This is a genomic window from Microbacterium azadirachtae, from assembly GCF_000956545.1.
GTDB lineage: Bacteria > Actinomycetota > Actinomycetes > Actinomycetales > Microbacteriaceae > Microbacterium > Microbacterium azadirachtae.
On sequence record NZ_JYIT01000083.1, the window covers coordinates 127,955 to 147,659 of the forward strand.

Consider the following 19,705-nt stretch of genomic DNA (forward strand, 5'->3'; position numbering starts at 1 on the left):
TCTGCGTCAACGAGAACTGGGACCTGGTCAGAGGCGCCGTCGGGAGGCCCGTCACCCACCACAAGACGTACGAGCTCGCACTGTGGGACGGCAGGATCCTCCGCACGAGGATCTCGCGGCCGGTGGATCGCACCGACTATTCGGCCGGAATGTGGTCGCATATTCTCCGCCAGCAGCTTGAAGCCACCGCGGAGGTGTTCTGGCGCTGCGTGAGGGACAGCGTCATTCCCGACCGGGGAGCACCCGATGCGGTTCCCATCCGCAGCGCTGTCCCGCTTCATCTGGTACGCGAGCTGACCCGCCTCGGGATGCCCGAGCGCGAGATCCTCGAACTCGACGCGGCTGCCGCGGCGCAGCGATACGCCGACTTGCTGGCCGGCGCACAGCGCGGCGCCACGCCGTAGAACCGGATCGCGAACCGGGAGCCGCCGGTCGTGCTCTGAGCGTCAGGGACTCGGGGGGTGCTTCTCACACACCCCGCAGTCGCGCCGCCCGCTGCGCGTCGATACCGCCGCGCCAGCCGGAGAGCGGCGGTGTGATGTCGGATCGGGGTCCGCCCGACCATGCCTCAGCGAACGCCGTGCGGGTCACGAACCCATCCCAGCTGGGAGAGAGCGTGCTCGGCAGCAGCCCGTATTCGGCGAGTCCGATGAGGATGCCATAGCGCTGGTACTTGTCCGTGCCTGGCACGATCTTGGCGCGGGCGACCGCCTTCTCGAGCCCACTCGCGGTCGTCCCTCCGGGCTGGACCGAGATCACCTCGAGCAAAGCGCCCATCCGCTCTCTGTCTTCGGCGGTGGGAGAGGGCAGACCCGTCGCGGCGGCGGTCTCGAGATCCGGGAGGTAACGATGCGGCTGCTCGTTCCAGGCCCAGCCGAGCGCGAGACGGAGAAGCACCTCGGTCGAGTCCAGTTCGAGCTCCTCGTCTTGGCCCAGGCCGCAGTCCGGCAGCTCGTTCCCCCTCCTCGGTGCAGAGGCGAGGTGCCGTGCCCATGCGAAGGAGATCAAGGTCTGGCGGCCATGCGGCGCGCTGCCCAGGCCGGCCACGAAAGCCCCGAGCACGGCGTCCTCGTCGAGCGTCGATGTAGCGGCGATCGACCGCTCGAAGACCTCCACGGGCGCGAGGTGCTCGACGGTGCCGACCGGCCAGCCGAAGGATTCGGCTTCGGCGATGTCTCCGTGGTCTTTCGACTTCTCTGCACCCGCCACGCCACCGGTCCGGGTGAAGCGGTATCCGTACACTCGCATCAGAACGTCGAGCTCGGCTCCCGCGGGGATGCGTCTTCGTGCAGCGCTCACCTGGCCAGCGTAGAGCAACGGGGCCCGGCGACCCGCTGGGTCACGTCTCACGGGACGCCCGCGCTCGCCGTCAGATAGCATTCCCGGATGCCGACCATCGACCCCGCCCTGATCGACCGCGCGGCGGGGCTCGCCCGGCGGGCGGAGCGCGTCGCCCTCGGCATCGCGGGGGAGCCGGGATCGGGCAAGACGACCCTGACGCTGGCTCTGATCGCCGCTCTCGAAGAGCGCGGCGTCGCCGTCGCCTGGCTCCCCATGGACGGCTTCCACCTCGGCGACGCCAGCCTCGACGCGCAGGGGCTGCGCGGGCGCAAGGGCGCGATCGAGACGTTCGACGGCTGGGGGTACGCCGCGACGCTGCACCGGGTGCTCACCGACATCGAGCACCCGGTCTACGTGCCAGGGTTCGAGCGCACGCTCGAGCAGCCGATCGCCGCGAACCGGTGCATCGCGCCCGGGCCCGCCCTCGTCGTGACCGAGGGCAACTACCTCCTGGACTCCGACGCGCCGTGGCAGGCCGCCCGCCGCCTGCTCGCCGAGGTCTGGTTCGCCGAGACGCCGGCACCGCTGCGGCACGAGCGGCTGGTCGCCCGGCACGTCGCGTTCGGCAAGACGCAGGGCGAGGCCGAGGCATGGGTCGCTGCGGTCGACGACCCCAACGCCGAGCGGATCCGGTCTGCGCGCGAGGCGGCGGATCTGATCGTCCCGGTCGCCTGAGCCGGTCCGCTCAGGCCGACGGAGGGCGGATCTCGCCCGAGCCGCGCGGGATCAGGTCCACCGGCACGATGATCGGGGCCGGATCCAGCCGTCGCCCGGCGTCGAGCGACGCGAACAGTCGCGCGGCCGCGACGTCGCCGATCTCCTGGGGGCGCTGGGCGACCACGCTCACGCCGGGGTCCATCAGGTCGGCCAGCTCCAGGTCGTCGAAGCCGATGAGCGCCACATCCCGATGGCGGCCGAGCTTGCGCAGGGCATGCACGGCGCCGACGGTGATGAGGTTCTGACCGCTCACGATCGCGGTGGGCGCGTTCGGTGCGCCGAGCACCGACAGCACGGCGCGCTCCGCGGCCACGTGGTCGGACAGCCCGTCCAGGATCGTGGCGGTCTCGGGCGCGATGCCGAACTCGTCGAGGGCGAGGAGGAACCCGCGCTCCCGCTCGCGCGCGGTCCAGATCTCGCGCCGGTCGATCAGCAGTGCCAGGCGACGGTGCCCGAAGCCGAGGAGGTGGCGGGTCGCCATCCGTGCGCCCTCCACATTGTCGGAGTGCACGGTGTCGGCGGCGAACTCCGCCGGTTCGCGGTCGATGAAGACGATCGGCATGTCCGGCGGCACGAGCTCCCGCAGGTACGCCTGGCTCGCCGCGACGCAGGTGAGGATGAGCCCGTCGACCTTGCGCCGGACGAAGGCCTCGACAGCCGCGACCTCGCGGGCGGGGTCGTCGTCGAGGCTCGAGGCGAACACCGCGACGTCGCGGTGCGCCGCCACGTCCTCGATCGCGCGGTGGATCGCCGCCGCGAAGGGATTGGACACGCTTCCGAGCAGCAGGCCGATCGTGCGGGTGCGGGTGGTGGTGCGCCGCAGGTTCGCGGCGAGCGCGTCGGGCTCCCAGCGCAGCTCCTCGATCGAGGCGCGCACGCGTGCCGCCGTCGCGGGGGCGACGTTCGGCTCGTTGTTGACGACGCGCGAGACGGTCTTGATCCCCACGCCCGCGTGCTGGGCGACCTCGCGGATCGTGGTGCGCGACGGGCGAGGATCCGATAACGGTGTCATCATCTTCCTCCGGAGGGTTGCGCATCGTGCGTCGGTAGGTTAAACATAGCTGTTGACACCGTTGTCAGGGTGTCATGGACGCCCCCCTCCTGTAAGGACAGCAAAGATGCCTCTGCACATGACTCGCCGCACGAAGCTCGCGGCCGCGGCCTCGTTCGCCGCCATCGCCGCGCTCTCCCTGAGCGCCTGTTCGTCGACGGGCGGCGGTGGCGCCACCGCCGGGCCGAACGACGAGGTCGGCGTGACGCTGATCGTCAAGACCACCACCAACCCGTACTTCGTCTCGATGGAGGACGCCGCCCAGGCCGACGCCAAGAAGGCGAACGTCAAGCTCACCCTCGCCGCCGGCAAGAAGGACGGCGACACCGACAGTCAGATCCAGGCGATCGAGAACGCGATCTCCCGCGGCGACAAGGGCATCCTGATCACACCGAACGGATCGGCCGTCAACAACGAGATCGCCAAGGCGCGCAAGGCCGGGCTCTACGTGATCGCCCTCGACACCGTGCCCGACCCGGCCGACTCCGTCGACATCACCTTCGCCACCGACAACTTCGCCGCCGGCGAGCTGATCGGCAAGTGGACCGCCGCCAAGCTCGACGGCAAGAAGGCGACGATCGCGATGCTCGACCTGTTCAGCGACCAGATCGTCTCGGTCGACCTCAACCGCGACCAGGGCTTCCTGAAGGGACTCGGCATCGCGGTGCCGGACAAGAGCAAGAACGGATCCGAGGCCAAGAGCGGCAGCTACACGGGCGGCAAGGGCGGCGAGTACACCATCGCCGGCCACCAGGCCACGCAGGGCGCCGAGGACGGCGGCCGGTCGGCCATGGAGACGCTGCTCTCCAAGAACCCCGACATCAACGTCGTGTACACGATCAACGAGCCCGCCGCGTACGGCGCGTACCAGGCGCTCAAGGCCGCGGGCAAGGAGAAGGACGTCACGATCGTCTCGATCGACGGCGGCTGCACGGGCGTCGGCTACGTGAAGGACGGCATCATCGGCGCGACGGCGCAGCAGTACCCGTCCAAGATGGCGTCGCTCGGCATGGAGGCCATCGCGAAGATCGCCCGCGGCGGTGAGAAGCCCAAGACCACCGATGGCCTCGACTTCTTCAGCACCGGTCAGAAGCTCGTGACCGACCAGGCCCAGACCGGCCTGGAGAGCCTGACCTCCGCCGACGCCGCCGGCACCTGCTGGGGCAAGTGATCCCCGGGGCGCCGGCGGAGCAGCCGGCGCCCCTCCCTCCTCTGTCTCGGATCTCTCTCGAACGGGAAAGCCCTCATGTCTGACACCACCACGACCACGCCCGAGGCGGGGCCGCCGACCTCGGCGCTCCACCTCGCCGACGAGTTCCTCGCCCGGCAGACGCCGGTGCAGCGGATCCGCGCGATCCTCTACCGCTACCCGGCGATCAGCCCGGCCATCGTGCTCGTCGTCGCGATCATCATCTTCGGCGTCATCAACCCCCGGTTCCTGGCCCCGAACAACCTGTCCCTGGTCACCCAGCAGGTCGCCGTCATCGGCACCCTCGGCGTGGCCCAGACCCTCGTCATCCTCACCGCCGGCATCGACCTCTCCGTCGGAGCCGCCATGGTGCTCAGCTCGGTCGTGATCGGCAACGCCGCCGCCGGGCTGGGGATCCCCGGGATCCTCGCGCTCCTGGTCGGGCTCGTCGCCGGTGTCGTCACCGGCGTCATCAACGGCTTCCTGGTGACCCGGCTCAACCTGCCGCCGTTCATCGTCACGCTCGGCACGCTGAGCATCTTCACCGCGCTCACGCTGCTGCTCTCCAACGGCGCGACGGTGCAGGGCAGCAAGCTGCCCGACATCATCACCTGGACCGGATCCACGTTCCACCTGGGCGTCGACGTCACCTACGGCGTGCTCATGATGATCCTGCTCTACGTGGTCATCGCGTTCGCGCTCGGCCGCACGGCGTGGGGCCGTCACGTGTACGCGGTCGGCGACGACCCCGAGGCCGCCCGCCTCAGCGGCATCCGGGTGAACCGCGTGCTGCTGAGCGTCTACGTGGTCGCCGGCGCGATCGTCGCGCTCGCCGCCTGGATCCAGATCGGCCGCGACTTCGGGTCCAGCCCGAACGCCGCCGTCGACGCCAACCTCAACGCCATCACCGCCGTCGTCATCGGCGGCACGAGCCTCTTCGGCGGCCGCGGCAACGTGTGGGGCACCCTGCTCGGAGCGCTCATCGTCGGCGTCTTCCGCAACGGCCTCGCCCTCGCCGGCCTGGACGTGCTGTACCAGACCCTCGCCGTCGGCATCCTCGTCATCGTCGCGGTCTCCATCGATCAGTGGATTCGGAAGGTGCGCAAGTGAACGCCGCAACCACCACGGAAACCCGCACGCCGGTGCTCTCGGCCAAGCGGCTCGTCAAGACCTATGGGCATGTCGTCGGTCTCGACGGCGTCAGCCTCGACCTGTACGCGGGGGAGGTGCTCGCGATCATCGGCGACAACGGCGCCGGCAAGACCACCCTCATCAAGTGCCTCACCGGCGCGGAGATCCCCGACGGCGGCGAACTGCTGCTCGACGGCAAGCCGGTGCACTTCCGCCGTCCGCAGGACGCGCGCGACGCCGGCATCGAGACCGTGTACCAGTCGCTGGCCGTCTCGCCGGCGCTCGACGTGGCCAGCAACATGTACCTGGGCCGCGAGCTGCGCCGTCCGGGCTTCCTCGGATCCGCGCTGCGCATGCTCGACACGAAGGCGATGCGCCGCAACGCCCGCGAGGAGCTCACCCGGCTCGGGATCTCGACGCTGCAGGACGTCACGGTGCCGATCGAGAACCTCTCCGGCGGACAGCGTCAGGCCGTCGCCGTGGCCCGCGCCGCCGCCTTCGGCTCGAAGGTCGTCGTGCTCGACGAGCCGACCGCCGCGCTGGGCGTGCGCGAGGGCAACCAGGTGCTCGAGCTCATCAAGCGCCTGCGCGACACCGGCGTGCCCGTGATCCTGATCAGCCACAACATGCCGCACGTGTTCGAGGTCGCCGACCGGATCCACATCCAGCGGCTCGGCAAGCGCGCGGGCACGATCACGCCCCAGTCGCACACCATGGGCGAGGCCGTGGCGATCATGACGGGCGCGCAGACGCTGTGACCTCGATGCATCTCTACGCGGAGTTCCGGGCGGTGCCCGGTGCGGGGGACGCGGTGGCGTCCCTCGTGGCCGGGTACCGCCGGAGCGTGGCGGAGGAGCCGGGCGCCGTGCGCTTCGACGCGCATCGGCTGCGGGACGATCCCGACCGCTTCTTCGTCTACGAGGAGTACGCCGACGACGCGGCGTTCCGCGCGCACGTCTCGGCCCCCGCGAACGCGGTGTTCAACGCCGCCCTGGCACCCCTCGTGGTCGGCGGCGGCTCACGGTTGACCTGGCTGGCGGAGATCCCGGACGCGCACGGCGTCGCAGAGGCGGCGGTCGCATGACGGCCGGCGCCGAGCGGATCCTCGTCATCGGCGAGGCGCTCATCGACATCGTCGACCGGGGCGGCCGGCAGGCCCGCCACGTCGGCGGCAGCCCGCTGAACGTCGCCTTCGGGCTCGCACGCCTCGGGCTCGCCACGACCTTCGCGACGGCGTTCGGCACGGACGAGGGCGGATCCGCGATCGTGCGGCATCTGGCCGAGGCCGGAGTCGCGATCGTGCGCACCGCCGACGCCGGCCGGCCGACGTCGACCGCGCTGGCCAGGATCGGCGCGGACGGATCCGCGAGCTACGAGTTCGATCTCGCCTGGGCCTTCTCCACCCCGCCGGCGACCGCGGGATTCGACGTGGTGCACGTCGGATCGATCGGCGCGCTGCGCGCGCCCGGCGCCGACGGCGTGCGGGAGCTCGTCGCGGGACTCCCCGAGCAGGTGCTCGTCACGTTCGACCCGAACATCCGCGCGGCGCTCATGCCGCCGCGCGAGGAGACCAGGGCGCGGGTCGAGGCGTACGCCGCGCGCGCCGCGGTGGTCAAGCTCAGCGACGAGGACGCCGCGTGGCTCTACCCCGACGATGCCCAGGCCGCGCCGGAGCGCCTGCTCGCGGCCGGGGCGCGGCTCGTCGTCATGACCCGAGGTGCGGAGGGCAGCGTGCTGCATACGGGCGAGCTGCGCGTCGAGGTGCCGGTGCGGCCCACGGTCGCCGTGGACACCATCGGCGCCGGAGACGCGTACATGTCGGGGCTCATCGCCGCGATCGTGCGGCGGGTCGGCATCGACGACGCGCGAGCGGGCCGGTTCACCCGGGCGCAGCTCGCCGAGATCGGCGCCGTCGCCGCCGCATCGGCCGCGCTGACGGTCGGCCGTGCCGGCGCCATGCCCCCGACCGCCGCGGAGCTCGACCGGGCGCTCGATCGGGCGCTCGCCGCGGATCCGACGCCGGCGGCGGAGCAGGGCTCAGTCGTGCCGCTCCGCTGACGCCGGGGTGAGGTGCAGGGCATCGCGGTCCAGGCGCGTCTGCAGCCGGTGCAGCGTGGCGTCGCTGATCGCGCCGTGGTTGCGCAGCCGGATCACGACCTCGCGCGTGTGGTCCACGAGGGCGAGGCTCAGCGCGGCGTAGTCGTGGTCGAGATCCCGGCGGGTGCTGCGCCCCGGCTCCGGGGCGGCGCCGATCCGCTCGAGACGGTCGCGATACTCCTCCACCACGCGCTCGCGCACGTGCTCCGGCACGTCGATCTCCCGGGCGAGCCCGGGCGAGGCGTGGATCGCGGAGAGCAGTGCGGCGCGGTGCGCGCGCGTGAACTCGGCGGCCACCATCGTGTCGGGCTCGAAGCGCGCCCACCGGATCACGGCGGGCAGGAGCATCCCCTGCGCGAGGATCGTGAGGATGATGACGCCCGTGGCGACGAAGATGATCTCCGCGCGACCGGGCATGTCGGCGGGCACGGCGAGGGCGACGGCCAGGGAGATCGCGCCACGGAAGCCCGCGACCGTCGAGACGACCCTGGCGCGATGCGTCATGCGCTTCTGGCGCTGAGCGGGGCTCCGGTCCACGAGCCGGATCCCCCAGGTCGTGATCATCTGGAACCCGAAGCGGATGAGCAGGATCGCGATCCAGATCAGCACGCACAGCACGAGCAGCATCGGGATGCTCGCGAGCGGCACCGAGCGCATCGCCGACTGCGCCTCGATCCCGATCAGCACGAAGAGGGCGCCGTTGAGGGTCGAGGTCGCCAGGGTCCAGAAGCCGTCCCGCTGCTGCCGGGACTGCGGGGTGCCGGAGCGCGGACCCGTGCGACTCAGGTACAGGCCGGCGATGACGACGGCGATGACGCCCGAGGCGTGGATCTGCTCCGCGGCGAGGAACGATGCGAACGGCACCAGCACCAGGGCGGCGTTGTGCAGGAGCGGGTCGGTCAGGCGGCGCAGCACGAACGTCCCCAGCAGACCCGCGAGGAGCCCGACGGCCGCTCCGCCGCCGTACGCCAGGCCGACCAGGCCCGTGATCTCCCAGCCGCTGTAGTGCGCGCCGCTCGCGGCCAGTCCGATCACGATCGTGTAGATCACCAGGGCTGTGCCGTCGTTGACCAGGCTCTCGGCCCGCAGCTGGATCACGTTGCGATGGGGGAGGGCGCGGGCGAGCGCCCCGACGGCGGTGGCGTCGGTCGGGGCCAGCGCGGCGCCGAGGACGAGCGCCGGCAGCCATCCCCATCCGAGCGCGACGCCGATGCCGGCGGTGCCGAAGGTCGTCGCGACCACGAGCAGCGTGCTCAGCAGCAGGATGACACGCAGGTCGCGGCGCACTTCGCGCAGCGGCGTCATCAGCGCCTCCCAGAACAGCAGGGCAGGCAGGAACAGCACGAGCACCGCGTCGGAGGGGAGGTGGATGCTGCGCACTTGGGGGAGGAGCCCGACGAGCAGCCCGAGCAGGAGCTGCACCAGCGGCGCGGGCAGCCGGAGCCGTGGCGCGAGCCAGGCGGCGGCCACGACGAGAGCGCCGATCAGGACGAAGGTGGTGAGCGGATCCATGAGCAGTCCTCTCCGGGAGGCGGGACGATGCGGCGAAACAGGATCCCGCCATCGCGACGCCGACTCGAGGAGCTTCGCCGTGCCCAGCGTCGCACCCCGGTGTTTCGGCGCCGTTACGGGTTCAGGAGCGAACGGTTTCGTGCGCCTCGCCGGTGGTCGGCGCTCGGTCGCGATGCGGTGCCGCGCGGGCTCAGCCGCCGTGCCGCGGGCTCAGCGGCCCGCCCGGTCGAGCAGCATCGCCCGCTCGGCGGCGTTCGCGGTGAGCCCGGCCGCCCGCAGGAGCTCCGCCTGCGCCGCGGCCGTGCGTCCGAGGCGCTGCAGCAGGTCGCCGCGCACGGCGTGCAGCAGGTGGTAGTCGTCGATCGCACCGCCGTCGACGAGCGCATCCACGAGCTCGAGGCCCGCGGCGGGCCCGTGCACCTCGGCGACGGCCACGGCCCGGTTGAGCTCGACGATCGGCGACGGGAACCGCGCGGCGAGCACCGCGTAGAGGCCTGCGATCCGGCGCCAGTCGGTGTCGGCCTGCGTCGCAGCCATCGCGTGCGCGGCGGCGATCGCCGCCTGCAGTGCGTAGCGGCCGGGCGGCCGTCCGCGGTCCCGGGCGAGCGCGTGCGCACGGGCGAGCGCCGCGTAACCGCGGCGGATCAGCAGCCGGTCCCAGCGGGTGCGGTCCTGGTCGCGCAGCAGCACGAGGCGTCCGGACGCGTCGTGCCGGGAGCGCAGCCGGGACGCCTGCAGCTCCAGCAGCGCGGCGAGCCCGTGCACCTCCGGCTCGGCGGGCATCAGGGCGCACAGGAGCCGGGCGAGGCGCAGCGCCTCCGTGCACAGATCGATGCGCATCCAGTCGTCGCCGGCCGTCGCGGCGTAGCCCTCGTTGAAGACGAGGTAGATCACCTCGAGCACGGCGTCGAGCCGGGCCGCGAGCTCGGCTCCCGAGGGCACCTCGTAGGGGATCCGCTGGTCGCGGATGGTCTTCTTCGCGCGGGAGATGCGGCGCACGATCGTCGGGGTCGCGGTCACGTACGCCCGGGCGATCTCCTCGGTCGTGAGCCCGCCCACCATGCGCAGCGTCAGCGCGACCTGGGAGGTGCGCGGCAGCACCGGGTGGCACGCCGTGAAGAGCATCCGCAGCAGGTCGTCGGAGATCTCGCCGTCCACGACCGACCCCGGATCCGGTGCCGACGCGGCGTCGGCAAGCAGCTCGCCCTCCAGCAGCGGCAGCTTGCGGGCGAGGGTTGCGTCGCGGCGGATCCGGTCGATCGCCCGGCGCTTCGCCGTGACGGTCAGCCAGGCGCCCGGATTGTGCGGGATCCCGTCCCGGGGCCACTGCTCCAGCGCCGCCAGGTGCGCGTCCTGCGCCAGATCCTCGGCCAGTGTGATGTCGCCCACGAGACGGGTCAGCACGGCGACGAGCTGCGGCCATTCGATCCGCCACGCCGCGTCGACCGCGCGCGGCACCGCGCGGTCGACGGGCGGGTCGGTCGCCACTATTCGCCGTCGAGTTCGCGCAGCTCGAGGGCCATCGTCCACTCGGGGCCGTGGATGCGCAGGAACCGCGTGCCCCATTCGACGGCCTCGTCGCGCGTGCGGGTCTGGAGCAGGCAGTAGCCGCCCACCATCTCCTTCGACTCGGTGTACGGGCCGTCGACGACGGTCACGTCGCCGCCGGAGAGCCGGAGCACCGCGCCCTCCTCGGGCGGACGGAGCCCTGCCGTGTCCAGCAGCACGCCGGCCTTCGTCATCTCTTCGAGCAGGTGGCCCATCTCCTCCTCGAGACGGGGGTCGGGACCCCAGTCGGCGGGCAGTTCCTCGATGTCGGGCCGGATGAGCAGCAGGTATCGCATGGTCTGATCCTCTCTCAGGCGACGCTGTAGCGCAGGTAGGTCGCCCCGGCGGCGAAGGAGCGGGACTCCTCGAGGGTCAGCTCGAGGTCGGTGCCCGTCGGGAACAGCGGCGTGCCACCGCCGATGACGACGGGATGCAGGACGATGCGGAACTCGTCGATCAGGCCCAGGGCGAGGAACGAGTGCACGAGCTTGGGACTCGCGTAGATCGCGATCGTGCCTCCCGGCTGCTCCTTCAGGCGCCCGAACTCCTCGGCGAGGTTCCCTCGGACGAGCCGCGTGTTGTTCCAGTCGGCGGACTCGAGGGTCGTCGACACGACGATCTTGTCGACCGCGTTGACCCACTCCGCGTGCGCGCGCTCGGTGGGCGTGCTCTCGGCGGTGGGCTGAGTGCTCCAGTACCCGGACATCCCGAGATACGTCTCGCGCCCGTAGACGGGGAGGTCGATGTCCTCCTGGATGTGCTGCGCGTAGGCGGACAGCTCCTCGTCGTACGCGCGGTTCGTCCATTCGAACCCCATCCCCTTGCCCGACGACACGTATCCGTCGAGCGTCATGTGGTCGAAAGCCACGATCTTTCGCATGTGCGTTTCCTTCCGGTGCGGGGCCGCCCTTCGGCCCCTTCACCTGTTCCGTCGAACGGGCAGGGCGGATCCGGACACAGGCGGGGAGGAATCTGCTCACGCGATGCGTTCGGTGCGGGCGCGCCCGCCGAGCCGGGGCGGCGCACCGGTGCCGGGCGGCGGCAGGAACCAGACCTTCGCACGGATCCCGACGCCGTCGATGCGGATGACCCATCCGTTGTCGTGGACGAGGTGGTGGCAGGTCTCGCAGAGCAGGACCCCGTTGGCGAGATCCGTCGTGCCGAGGTCTCGAGCCCACCATTCGATGTGGTGGGCCTTCGTCATCGAGGGCGGCAGCCCGCAGAAGGCGCATCCCCCGTCGCGTTCGGTCAAGGCCAGGCGCTGGGTCCTGCTGAACAGGCGCCGATTGCGCCCCCAGTTCAGGATCTCCCCCTCCTGTCCGCAGGTCCACCGAATGACGCTGCCGCCGCCGGCCATCCGCCGCACGGTGTCGATGCCGACCGGCTGCTCGATGCCGTCGATCCGCCCGGATCCGGTCCCGGCTTCCAGATCGGCCGCGTTCACCCGTACCACGACGGTCGCCCCGTTCAGAGTCTGGTTCTTCAGGCAGGTGAGGCCGTGCTCGGCGAGGTGCACGAGCGCGTCGGCCTGGATCTGCGCCACGGTGCGGCGGTCGGAGCCCGGGTCGTCGCTCTCGTGCTTCGCGGCGAACCCGGCCGACACGAACCCTTCGATCGCGGTCTTGACGGAGGCGGCCCGGGCAGGGTCGAGGGTGGCGTTCACGTGCAGCATCCCGCCCCGTTCGAACATCGACAGGCCCGCCTGCGCACGCAGTGCGTCCTCCCGCGGAGCGACCCCGTCCGGATCCAGATGTGCCTCGGTCCGGGTGATCGCTCGGCGGACCTCGTCGGCGGACAACCCCGGAGCGAGGCCGACCAGCAGCCGTTCGGCCTCTGCGGCCGCGTCGCGACCGACCTTCGGGATCATGCGATCCAGGAAGGCGACGATCATCCCCGCCGCCGCGGCGCCGACCCGTCCCGCGGACAGCGTCTCCTGCAGAGCGGGGAACTTCGCAGGAAGCGCCTCGCCGATCAGGTTCGTGCGCGGCGCGGTCGCCTCGCCGACCGTCACGAGTCGGAGCGCCTCCCCGGTCGACGCCCCCGTGGTCGTCGCGATCAGCTGTGCCGCGTTCCGGTAACCCTGCTGCTTCGCCAGCGACGCCGGTCCGAGCTCGTGCCGCGACTCCCGCGCGATCCGGGCCGCGACCTCCGCGTGCACCGCATCCGCAGCGCGCTTGAGCCGCCCGATCGCCTCGTTCACCGCCAGCAGCTGCGTCCGTGACAACGCCGCCCCGGACTCCGCGCCCGCCCATGCCTCATCCAGGAGCCGAGTGGCTTCCCGGATCGGGTCGAGGGTGCTGGTCATGCTCCGATTCTAGCGAGATTCGAAGATTTGTTCCCATTTATCCACAGGTGGATCTGGCCGCAGACCTGGGAGCATCCTGCGATCGCCTCCTCCCGATGTCGTGGAGCGCCCATACTGCCGAACGCCCGTCCTCCGACGGATTGCGCATCGCCACGCCAGGAGTCTGATGCAGCCCTGGCGCCGGCCGTCCGCGAGTGACAGGCTGAGCGTGTTCACGTCCCGGCGTCTTCCCGCGAGAGGGGTTCGCGATGTCGTTCATCACCCGAGGCTTCACCGGCCGGCGCCGGGATCAGGACGACCGGCTTCCGCCGGGGCAGACCCTCGTGCACGACTTCCCGGTGCTCTCGGCCGGTCCCACGCCGCAGGTCTTCACCGAGGACTGGGAGTTCACGATCCGCAGCGCCGCGGGCGTGCGGCGGTGGAGCTGGGACGAGTTCCAGCAGCTCGAGGTCGAGGACGTGGTCGTCGACATCCACTGCGTCACGCACTGGTCGAAGCTCGGAACCCGCTGGCGGGGCGTCTCGATCGACACGCTGCTCGCCGACGTCGAGGCGTCCGAGGAGTTCGCGATGGCGCACAGCTACGGCGGCTACACGACGAACGTGCCTCTCGAGGATCTTCGCGACGGCAAGGCCTGGGTCGTGTTCGAGTTCGAGGGCGAGCCCCTCGATCCCGAGCACGGCGGGCCCGCCCGGCTGCTCGTGCCGCATCTGTACTTCTGGAAGAGCGCGAAGTGGATCCGCGGGCTCGACCTCCTCTCCGACGACGAGCCGGGCTTCTGGGAGCAGAACGGATACCACCTCCACGGGGATCCGTGGAAGGAGGAGCGCTACTGGTGAGCGTCGTGACGGAGCGCGTGCTGCCGCGCGCGGCCTGGCACACGGCCGACGTCGTCGAGGTGCGGCGCGAGACGCCCACGGCCGCGCGCATCGTGCTCGACGTGGCGGGCTGGCCGGGGAACCTGCCGGGCCAGCACCTCGACGTGCGCCTGACCGCGCCCGACGGCTACACGGCGACACGGTCGTACTCGATCGCCTCCGCGGGCGATGGCGCCCGGGTCGTGCTCGCCGTCGCCCGGGTCCCCGACGGCGAGGTGTCGCCGTTCCTCATCGACGAGCTGAGGGCGGGGGACCGGCTGGAGGTTCACGGGCCGCTCGGCGCGTACTTCGTCTGGCGCGCCCCTGCGGACGGCGGAGCAGGACGGCCGGTGCAGCTCATCGCCGGCGGATCGGGGGTGGTCCCGCTGTATGCGATCGCTCAGGCGCACCTGGACGCGGCGGACGCCACGCCGTTCCGCCTGCTGTACTCGGTACGCACGCCCGATGACGTGTTCTTCGCGCAGGAGCTCGATGCGGCGGCGCACGGATCCGTGCCGTTCGTCGCGGACTACGTCTACACGCGACGCGCGCCCGCGGGCGACGACGCCCCGGTCGGACGCCTCACGCGCGAACGCCTCGCCGCGGCGACGTTCGGCCCCGAGGGCGACCCTCTCGTCTACGTGTGCGGCGCGACGGCCTTCGTCGAGCAGGTCGCGACGTGGCTCGTCGACCGGGGGCACGATCCGCGCGCGATCCGCACCGAGCGCTACGGAGGAACCTGATGCAGCACTTCGACGGGAACCTGCTGGCGGGGGCGCTGACCGACCTGCTGGCCTTCGATGCCACCACCGCGCGGGCGCGATGCAACGGCTGCGGCAACGTCGGCGAGATCGCGACGACGATCGTGTTCCGCAGTGGCGCCGGGATCGTCGCGCGATGCCCCGCCTGCGGACAGGTGCTGCTCACGATCGTCGAGACCGGGGACCGCACCTTCGTGAACTTCACCGGCACGGGCGCGATCGAGATCCCGGCGCGCTGACCCGGTCGGCCGACGCGCTGACCCGCCCGGCCGGCGGAGGAGCGCCCGAGGGCGCCTCTTGCGCGGACTATGACGCTCGTCATACTATGACGATCATCATAGAACGAAGGAGCTCGTCATGCCGATGATCGATCTGTACGCGACGGAGGGCACGTTCGCGGATCCGCAAACCCTGGGGCGCCGTCTGGCCGAGATCGTGATGCAGGTCGAGCAGGTGCCCGACATCCCGATGTTCCGCAAGAACACGGCGGCGTTCGTGCACGAGCTCCCCGCCGGCGCGATCCGCAACGTCGACGGCGACAGCGACCACGTGCGGGTCCAGGTGCTCACCAACGCCGGCGCGCTCGACCGCGACAAGCAGCTCGCAGTCGTCGCACGGCTGACCGATGCCGTCGCCGAGGCCGCCGGCGACCCGTCGCTGGCGGAGCGCACCTGGGTGCTGCTCACCGAGGCGGTCGAAGGCGGCTGGGGCCTGTGGGGCACGGCGCACACGAACGCGGACCTCGTGCAGGCGGCCAGGGCCGAGATCGCGAAACTGCAGGGAGCCTGACCCATGGCGACGGATGCGCGCGCGGCGATGATCGACGCCGCGATCCGGATCCTCGCGGAGGACGGCTATCAGGCGGCGTCGTTCACCGAGGTGATCGCGCGATCGGGAGCACCCCGGGGATCCATCTACCATCACTTCCCCGGAGGCAAGGACGAGCTGGTCGCCGCGGCCCTCGACGTGCAGAGCGCGCGCACCTTCGAGCGGCTCGAGCAGTTGACGGGGCAGGATCCGGTCACGGTCGTGCGGGCGTTCACGGACGGCTGGCGGCGCGGGCTCGAGCTGACCGACTTCGCCGTCGGCTGCTCTCTGCTCGCGGTGAGCACGTCGACGGGCGAGGGGGAGCTGCGGGCGAAGGCGGGCGGTCTGTTCCGCGACTGGCGCGGGCTGCTGGCGCGGCTCTTCGTGGCGGGCGGGATGGACCCCGCGCGGGCGCAGGGATTCGCTGCGCAGGTGCTGGCGGCCACCGAAGGAGCCGTCGCGATCTCCCGCGCGGAGCGCTCTTTCGAGAGCTTCGACCTGGTGACGGCGCAGTTGCGGGGCGCCGCGGGGTAGCCGGTTCTGTCCGGGTCCCGAGGGCTCAGCCTCGGCCGCTACCTCCCCGCAGCGTCATCGCCGCGGAGCGTCATCACGACGCTCGTCACCGCCGCCACGGGTTTGCCGTCGGCCCGCGTGATCGCGCAGTCGAAGTGGCTGAGGGTGCGCCCCGCATGCGTCACGGTCGCCACGGCGGTGAGGCGCCCCGACCACACCGGGCGCAGGAATCGGGCGCTCAGCTCCACGCTCGCGAACGACTCGCCCTCGGTCAGCAGGGTCGATTGGGCGGTGCCGATCGCGGCGTCGGCCAGCTCGACGAGGAACCCGCCGTGCACCGTGCCCTGCTGATTGCCGTGCGATCGCGGATCCGCCTCGACCTCGATCGTCGCGGATCCGCGGCCGACCGCGGTCGTGCGGAACCCGAGCAGCCCCGAGATGGCGGTCGGATAGCGCAGGTGGGTGCGGTCGCCGGGTCGCAGCGTGCCGTCGATCTCGCGACGCAGATAGTCGAGCACGGGGAGCGGCGCGGTGCCCGCCTCCTCGGAGTCCGCGGACCGCGGATCCGGATCCAGTCGCCGCTCCATGAGGATGTCGGCCCGCGCGTAGTAGTCGGCGACGGGCAGCTGCTCGCGGGTGATGCGCCGGAACCCGGCCTCCTCGTACAGGTGCACGGCGGGGGCGAGTCTGCCGTTCGTCCCGAGGAACAGCCGTCGGCCGCCCAGCTCGGCGGCGCGACGGACGCCCGCCTCGACGAGGCGCCGTCCGATCCCGCCGCCCTGGGCCTCCGGTCGCACCCCCATCTTCGCGAGTTCGAACACGCCGTCGCCGTACGCGATCACCGCGACGCAGCCGAGGGCCTCACCCGATCCGTCGCGGGCGATCAGCACATCCCCGCCGGGCTCGACGATGCGGGTCACCGGATCCGCGAGCAGCGTTCGATCGGAGTCGGTGAGGGTGAACATGCGGGAGATCCAGTCCTCGTTGATCTCCCGGAACGCACGCGCGTCGGCGGCGTCGCTCAGGGGCGTGATGCGGATTTCGGGAGTCGGCATGCTTCGAGCCTGCACCGTTCGTGACGGGGAGGGGCCGTCCGCTTCGCGTCGGGGCCCGGCCAATCGAAGGATGCTGGCCTGGTCGCGGGTGATGCGTCGGAACCGGCCTGCTCGTCGGATCCGGAGGCGCGGAGCCGGGGCCGTCAGTCCTGCGGGCGGCTCACGCCGAGCAGCAGCGCCGGCAGGGTGTGGCGCACGTAGCTCGACTCCGGGAACGACTTCTCGTTGCCGCCGGAGGCGATCCACGACTCGAACGACCGCTCGTAGGTGAGGATCACGACCCGCACGCCGAGCGCCGGCTGCCACTCGAACCGGCGTCCGATGCGCGACAGCAGCAGCTCGAACGCCTCCAGCAGCGCGGGCAGGAACGCGCGCTCGGACTCGATCACGTCCTCGCTGCGCGCGCCGGTGGAGGCCGCGAGCTGCCGCTCCCGCAGCCGGATCGTCAGAGAGCTCCAGTCGAGCGGCCGTGCCTGCGCGAGCGCCGCGGAGATCGCGACCTCGGGTGCTTCGCCGGGGTGCGCCTGCGGATCGAACGACTCGGCGGCCGACCGCACGCGCTGGGCGCACTCCTCGAGCAGCTCGTGGTCGACGGCGTGCAGGAGGTCGCGGTCGCCGGGGAACAGGGTGCGGAACGCGCCGTCGGTGAGACCGGCTTCGCGGCGCAGCTCCGCCGTCAGTGCCGGGAGGGATCCGTCCCAGGTGGGCAGCAGGATCCGCGCCATCGTGATCACGCGGGCGCGGCTCTGGCGGCGCGAGGCGTTCACGCGCGACGTATGCTCGTCGGTTGACATGGGTGCGTCCTCTCCGTGATCGAGCGTAGCGGCGTGCCGCGACGGCGTCGGCCCGCCGACGCTGCGAGAGGATGGTCCGGTGAGCTACGACGCGGCCGAGTCCGTCTTCGAACACGCCGGGCGACGGGTCCGGCTCGAGACGAACGCGCAGTTCGACGCGCTGGTCGGGGCGTTCGAGGCCGCGGTCCCCGCGCTGTCGGACGAGGATGCGCTCGCCGAGGTGCGCGGCGGCGACTGGGCGGCCTTCGTGCGCGGGCTGCAGTGGGAGGCGCCGAGCGGGTTCGTCCGGGTCTGGACCTGGCGCCCGGATGCGCTCATGGAGCGCGCCGGCGGCGGCTCCCGCAGCGCGGTGTGGCTGATCGCGCACCACGGGATCGCCGCGCGGCTGTTCCGGCACGATCCCGGCACGATGCTCTATGCGCCGCTGCGCATCGAGGCGCACACCTCGGGCGCTCCGGGGACCACGCTGAGCTTCGAGGCGCCGGGCGCCCGGCTCGCCGGCTTCGGCGTCAACAAGATCACGCAGGCGGGCGCGGAACTCGATCGCGCCCTCGGCGACCTCCTCGAGGAGATCGGGCTGCCGCGCCCTGCTGCGCTGCGTCGCTGACCGGCCGCGCGGGGGATGCGCTGGCTACGATGGCGGCGTGGCCGACGAGGCACCCCGGATCGAGACGCTCGGCATCATCGGTGCCGGCAGGGCCGGCGGCGTGCTCGCCCGGCTCGCCGTGGCGGCCGGCTACCGCGTGCTGCTCGCGGGCTCGTCCGATCCCTCGAGGATCGAGCGCACGGCGAAGGCGCTCGGCGCCGCCGCCGTCGATGTCGCAGAGCTCGTGGACCGATCCGACGCGGTGCTCCTCGCGCTGCCGCTGAGCCGGCACACGACGCTGCCGGCCGACCGGCTGCACGGCACGCTCGTGATCGACGCCATGAACTACTGGTGGGGCGCAGACGGCCTGCGCGCCGAGCTCGACGACCCGCGCACGTCGACGAGCGAGATCGTCCAGCGGTTCCTCGCCGGATCTCGCGTCGTCAAGGCCCTCAACCACATGGGCTACCAGGATCTGGAGGATGAGGCGCGTCCGGCGGGGGCGCCCGACCGCAAGGCCATCGCCGTCGCCGGAGACGATCCCGCGGACGTTGCCCGCGTGGCGCGGCTCGTCGACGACCTGGGGTTCGACCCCGTGATCGCCGGCGACCTCGCCGCGGGGATCATGCTGGAGCCCGGAGCGGAGGCGTTCGGGGCGGACGTCGGCGCCGCCGAGCTGCGGGCCATGCTCGACCGGTTCCCTGCCTCGCAGCGGGGCATCGTCGTGGCGCGGGCGCGCGCGGCCGGCTGAACGGCTCCGTGTCGTCCTGCGCGCAGGAACCCCTGGTGGCCGTCGTCGATCGCGCTCAGTCGACGGAATGCTCCTCGCGTTCATCGCGCTGCTCGCGTCGCACGATGAGCACCGGGCAGTGCGCATGTGTGGCACAGGTTGCGCTCACAGAACCCAGAAGCAGACCGACGAAACCTCCGCGTCCGCGGCTGCCCAGGACGAGCATTTCTGCACCGCGGCTCTCCTTGATCAGTGCGGCCGCCGCCGGACCGGCCAAGACGGAGGTCGACAGTTCCGCCGGCGGATTCGCTCCAAAGACATCCTTGACTGCCGTTTCCAGGATGGTGGCGGCATCCACGTCGGGCGCCCAGCCCAAGGTCGGATAGAGGTCGATGAGAGCCGGGTAGTCCCACGTCGTGATCACCCGCAGCGGCGCCCCGAGTGCAGCCGCGATCTGTCCCGCGTAGCGAAGGGCGTCACGCGAGGATTCGGAGCCGTCGACACCGACGAGGACGGGAGCGTTTGCAATCGTGTTCATGGTGCAATCCTTCGACTCCCGATGCGCACTGGCTGGGACGAAAGTCCGTTCGGCTTCGAGGTTCGCGCGGTGCTGCATGCCCGGACCTCGGAAGATGAGGTACGCGAGCAGGGCGAGCAGGGGAAGGAAGACGAGGGCGATCACCCGGAGTGCCTTCGCGACGCCGCCGAGCG

At 71.7% G+C, this 19,705-nt stretch carries 24 protein-coding genes; 14 read left to right on the forward strand and 10 right to left on the reverse strand.

The genetic code is table 11. The annotated features are described in order from the left end of the window. Positions 1 to 122 precede the first annotated feature (122 nt). Positions 123 to 404, forward strand: coding sequence for a hypothetical protein (locus RL72_RS20270; protein WP_211256065.1), 282 nt, complete (start codon positions 123 to 125; stop codon positions 402 to 404). Between the two features lie 64 nt (positions 405 to 468). Here RL72_RS20270 and RL72_RS14600 read toward each other — a convergent pair whose 3' ends face one another. Beyond that, a complete protein-coding gene (locus RL72_RS14600) occupies positions 469 to 1,299 on the reverse strand; it encodes a hypothetical protein (RefSeq protein WP_211256066.1) in 831 nt (276 codons plus the stop codon). A gap of 87 nt (positions 1,300 to 1,386) precedes the next feature. Between RL72_RS14600 and RL72_RS14605 the strand changes: the two genes are divergently transcribed. Beyond that, complete coding sequence (locus RL72_RS14605) at positions 1,387 to 2,016, forward strand: nucleoside/nucleotide kinase family protein (RefSeq protein ID WP_045251578.1); 630 nt, start codon at positions 1,387 to 1,389, stop codon at positions 2,014 to 2,016. Positions 2,017 to 2,026: 10 nt separating this feature from the next. Here RL72_RS14605 and RL72_RS14610 read toward each other — a convergent pair whose 3' ends face one another. Further along, positions 2,027 to 3,070 carry a LacI family DNA-binding transcriptional regulator gene (locus RL72_RS14610; RefSeq protein WP_045251579.1) on the reverse strand — a complete coding sequence of 348 codons (1,044 nt, stop codon included), beginning with the start codon at positions 3,068 to 3,070 and terminating at the stop codon, positions 2,027 to 2,029. A gap of 118 nt (positions 3,071 to 3,188) precedes the next feature. On the opposite strand from RL72_RS14610, the gene RL72_RS14615 reads away from it, so the two are divergent. From RL72_RS14615 to RL72_RS14635, 5 genes are all read left to right on the forward strand, one after another. Continuing rightward, on the forward strand, positions 3,189 to 4,280 hold the full coding sequence (locus RL72_RS14615; protein ID WP_175491270.1) for a substrate-binding domain-containing protein: 1,092 nt from the start codon (positions 3,189 to 3,191) through the stop codon (positions 4,278 to 4,280). 75 nt (positions 4,281 to 4,355) lie between these two features. Further along, a complete protein-coding gene (locus tag RL72_RS14620; RefSeq protein WP_045251581.1) occupies positions 4,356 to 5,408 on the forward strand; it encodes an ABC transporter permease in 1,053 nt (350 codons plus the stop codon). Then, positions 5,405 to 6,187 (forward strand): ATP-binding cassette domain-containing protein, encoded by a 783-nt coding sequence (locus RL72_RS14625; RefSeq protein WP_045251582.1) that lies wholly within the window; start codon positions 5,405 to 5,407, stop codon positions 6,185 to 6,187. Before RL72_RS14620 ends, RL72_RS14625 begins: the two co-directional genes overlap by 4 nt. Before the next feature lie 5 nt (positions 6,188 to 6,192). Then, complete coding sequence (locus tag RL72_RS14630; protein WP_052674456.1) at positions 6,193 to 6,513, forward strand: putative quinol monooxygenase; 321 nt, start codon at positions 6,193 to 6,195, stop codon at positions 6,511 to 6,513. Next, on the forward strand, positions 6,510 to 7,487 hold the full coding sequence (locus tag RL72_RS14635) for a carbohydrate kinase family protein (protein WP_045251584.1): 978 nt from the start codon (positions 6,510 to 6,512) through the stop codon (positions 7,485 to 7,487). Before RL72_RS14630 ends, RL72_RS14635 begins: the two co-directional genes overlap by 4 nt. Here RL72_RS14635 and RL72_RS14640 read toward each other — a convergent pair. From RL72_RS14640 to RL72_RS14660, 5 genes are all read right to left on the reverse strand, one after another. Beyond that, positions 7,467 to 9,038 carry a Na+/H+ antiporter gene (locus tag RL72_RS14640; protein WP_045251585.1) on the reverse strand — a complete coding sequence of 524 codons (1,572 nt, stop codon included), beginning with the start codon at positions 9,036 to 9,038 and terminating at the stop codon, positions 7,467 to 7,469. The genes RL72_RS14635 and RL72_RS14640 overlap by 21 nt on opposite strands. A gap of 210 nt (positions 9,039 to 9,248) precedes the next feature. Further along, positions 9,249 to 10,526 carry an RNA polymerase sigma factor gene (locus tag RL72_RS14645; protein ID WP_045251586.1) on the reverse strand — a complete coding sequence of 426 codons (1,278 nt, stop codon included), beginning with the start codon at positions 10,524 to 10,526 and terminating at the stop codon, positions 9,249 to 9,251. Then, positions 10,526 to 10,882: a YciI family protein gene (locus tag RL72_RS14650; RefSeq protein ID WP_045251587.1), complete on the reverse strand. Its 357-nt coding sequence runs from the start codon at positions 10,880 to 10,882 to the stop codon at positions 10,526 to 10,528. The genes RL72_RS14645 and RL72_RS14650 overlap by 1 nt, the downstream gene beginning before the upstream one ends. A 14-nt stretch (positions 10,883 to 10,896) precedes the next feature. Continuing rightward, positions 10,897 to 11,466 carry a dihydrofolate reductase family protein gene (locus tag RL72_RS14655; protein WP_045251588.1) on the reverse strand — a complete coding sequence of 190 codons (570 nt, stop codon included), beginning with the start codon at positions 11,464 to 11,466 and terminating at the stop codon, positions 10,897 to 10,899. A gap of 96 nt (positions 11,467 to 11,562) precedes the next feature. Continuing rightward, positions 11,563 to 12,891: an HNH endonuclease gene (locus RL72_RS14660; protein ID WP_045251589.1), complete on the reverse strand. Its 1,329-nt coding sequence runs from the start codon at positions 12,889 to 12,891 to the stop codon at positions 11,563 to 11,565. Between the two features lie 248 nt (positions 12,892 to 13,139). On the opposite strand from RL72_RS14660, the gene RL72_RS14665 reads away from it, so the two are divergent. From RL72_RS14665 to RL72_RS14685, 5 genes are all read left to right on the forward strand, one after another. Next, complete coding sequence (locus RL72_RS14665) at positions 13,140 to 13,730, forward strand: molybdopterin-dependent oxidoreductase (protein WP_045251590.1); 591 nt, start codon at positions 13,140 to 13,142, stop codon at positions 13,728 to 13,730. Further along, on the forward strand, positions 13,727 to 14,491 hold the full coding sequence (locus RL72_RS14670; protein ID WP_248700482.1) for an FAD-binding oxidoreductase: 765 nt from the start codon (positions 13,727 to 13,729) through the stop codon (positions 14,489 to 14,491). The genes RL72_RS14665 and RL72_RS14670 overlap by 4 nt, the downstream gene beginning before the upstream one ends. Further along, a complete protein-coding gene (locus RL72_RS14675) occupies positions 14,491 to 14,748 on the forward strand; it encodes a DUF6510 family protein (RefSeq protein ID WP_045251591.1) in 258 nt (85 codons plus the stop codon). Before RL72_RS14670 ends, RL72_RS14675 begins: the two co-directional genes overlap by 1 nt. 118 nt (positions 14,749 to 14,866) lie before the next feature. Continuing rightward, positions 14,867 to 15,298, forward strand: a complete 432-nt coding sequence (locus RL72_RS14680) for a tautomerase family protein (RefSeq protein WP_045251592.1) — start codon at positions 14,867 to 14,869, stop codon at positions 15,296 to 15,298. Between the two features lie 3 nt (positions 15,299 to 15,301). Then, complete coding sequence (locus RL72_RS14685) at positions 15,302 to 15,850, forward strand: TetR/AcrR family transcriptional regulator (RefSeq protein ID WP_045251593.1); 549 nt, start codon at positions 15,302 to 15,304, stop codon at positions 15,848 to 15,850. 38 nt (positions 15,851 to 15,888) lie between these two features. Here RL72_RS14685 and RL72_RS20500 read toward each other — a convergent pair whose 3' ends face one another. Then, positions 15,889 to 16,884, reverse strand: coding sequence for a GNAT family N-acetyltransferase (locus RL72_RS20500; RefSeq protein ID WP_248700483.1), 996 nt, complete (start codon positions 16,882 to 16,884; stop codon positions 15,889 to 15,891). A gap of 143 nt (positions 16,885 to 17,027) precedes the next feature. Next, positions 17,028 to 17,678: a hypothetical protein gene (locus RL72_RS14700; RefSeq protein ID WP_045251594.1), complete on the reverse strand. Its 651-nt coding sequence runs from the start codon at positions 17,676 to 17,678 to the stop codon at positions 17,028 to 17,030. Positions 17,679 to 17,757: 79 nt separating this feature from the next. Between RL72_RS14700 and RL72_RS19270 the strand changes: the two genes are divergently transcribed. Then, the gene (locus RL72_RS19270; RefSeq protein WP_052674449.1) at positions 17,758 to 18,285 is read left to right on the forward strand and encodes a DUF302 domain-containing protein; all 528 of its coding nucleotides are present in this window, start codon (positions 17,758 to 17,760) and stop codon (positions 18,283 to 18,285) included. A gap of 37 nt (positions 18,286 to 18,322) precedes the next feature. Then, positions 18,323 to 19,015, forward strand: a complete 693-nt coding sequence (locus RL72_RS14710; protein ID WP_211256067.1) for an NADPH-dependent F420 reductase — start codon at positions 18,323 to 18,325, stop codon at positions 19,013 to 19,015. A 55-nt stretch (positions 19,016 to 19,070) separates the two neighbouring features. Here RL72_RS14710 and RL72_RS14715 read toward each other — a convergent pair whose 3' ends face one another. After that, positions 19,071 to 19,676 carry a universal stress protein gene (locus RL72_RS14715; protein ID WP_248700484.1) on the reverse strand — a complete coding sequence of 202 codons (606 nt, stop codon included), beginning with the start codon at positions 19,674 to 19,676 and terminating at the stop codon, positions 19,071 to 19,073. Positions 19,677 to 19,705: the final 29 nt, after the last annotated feature.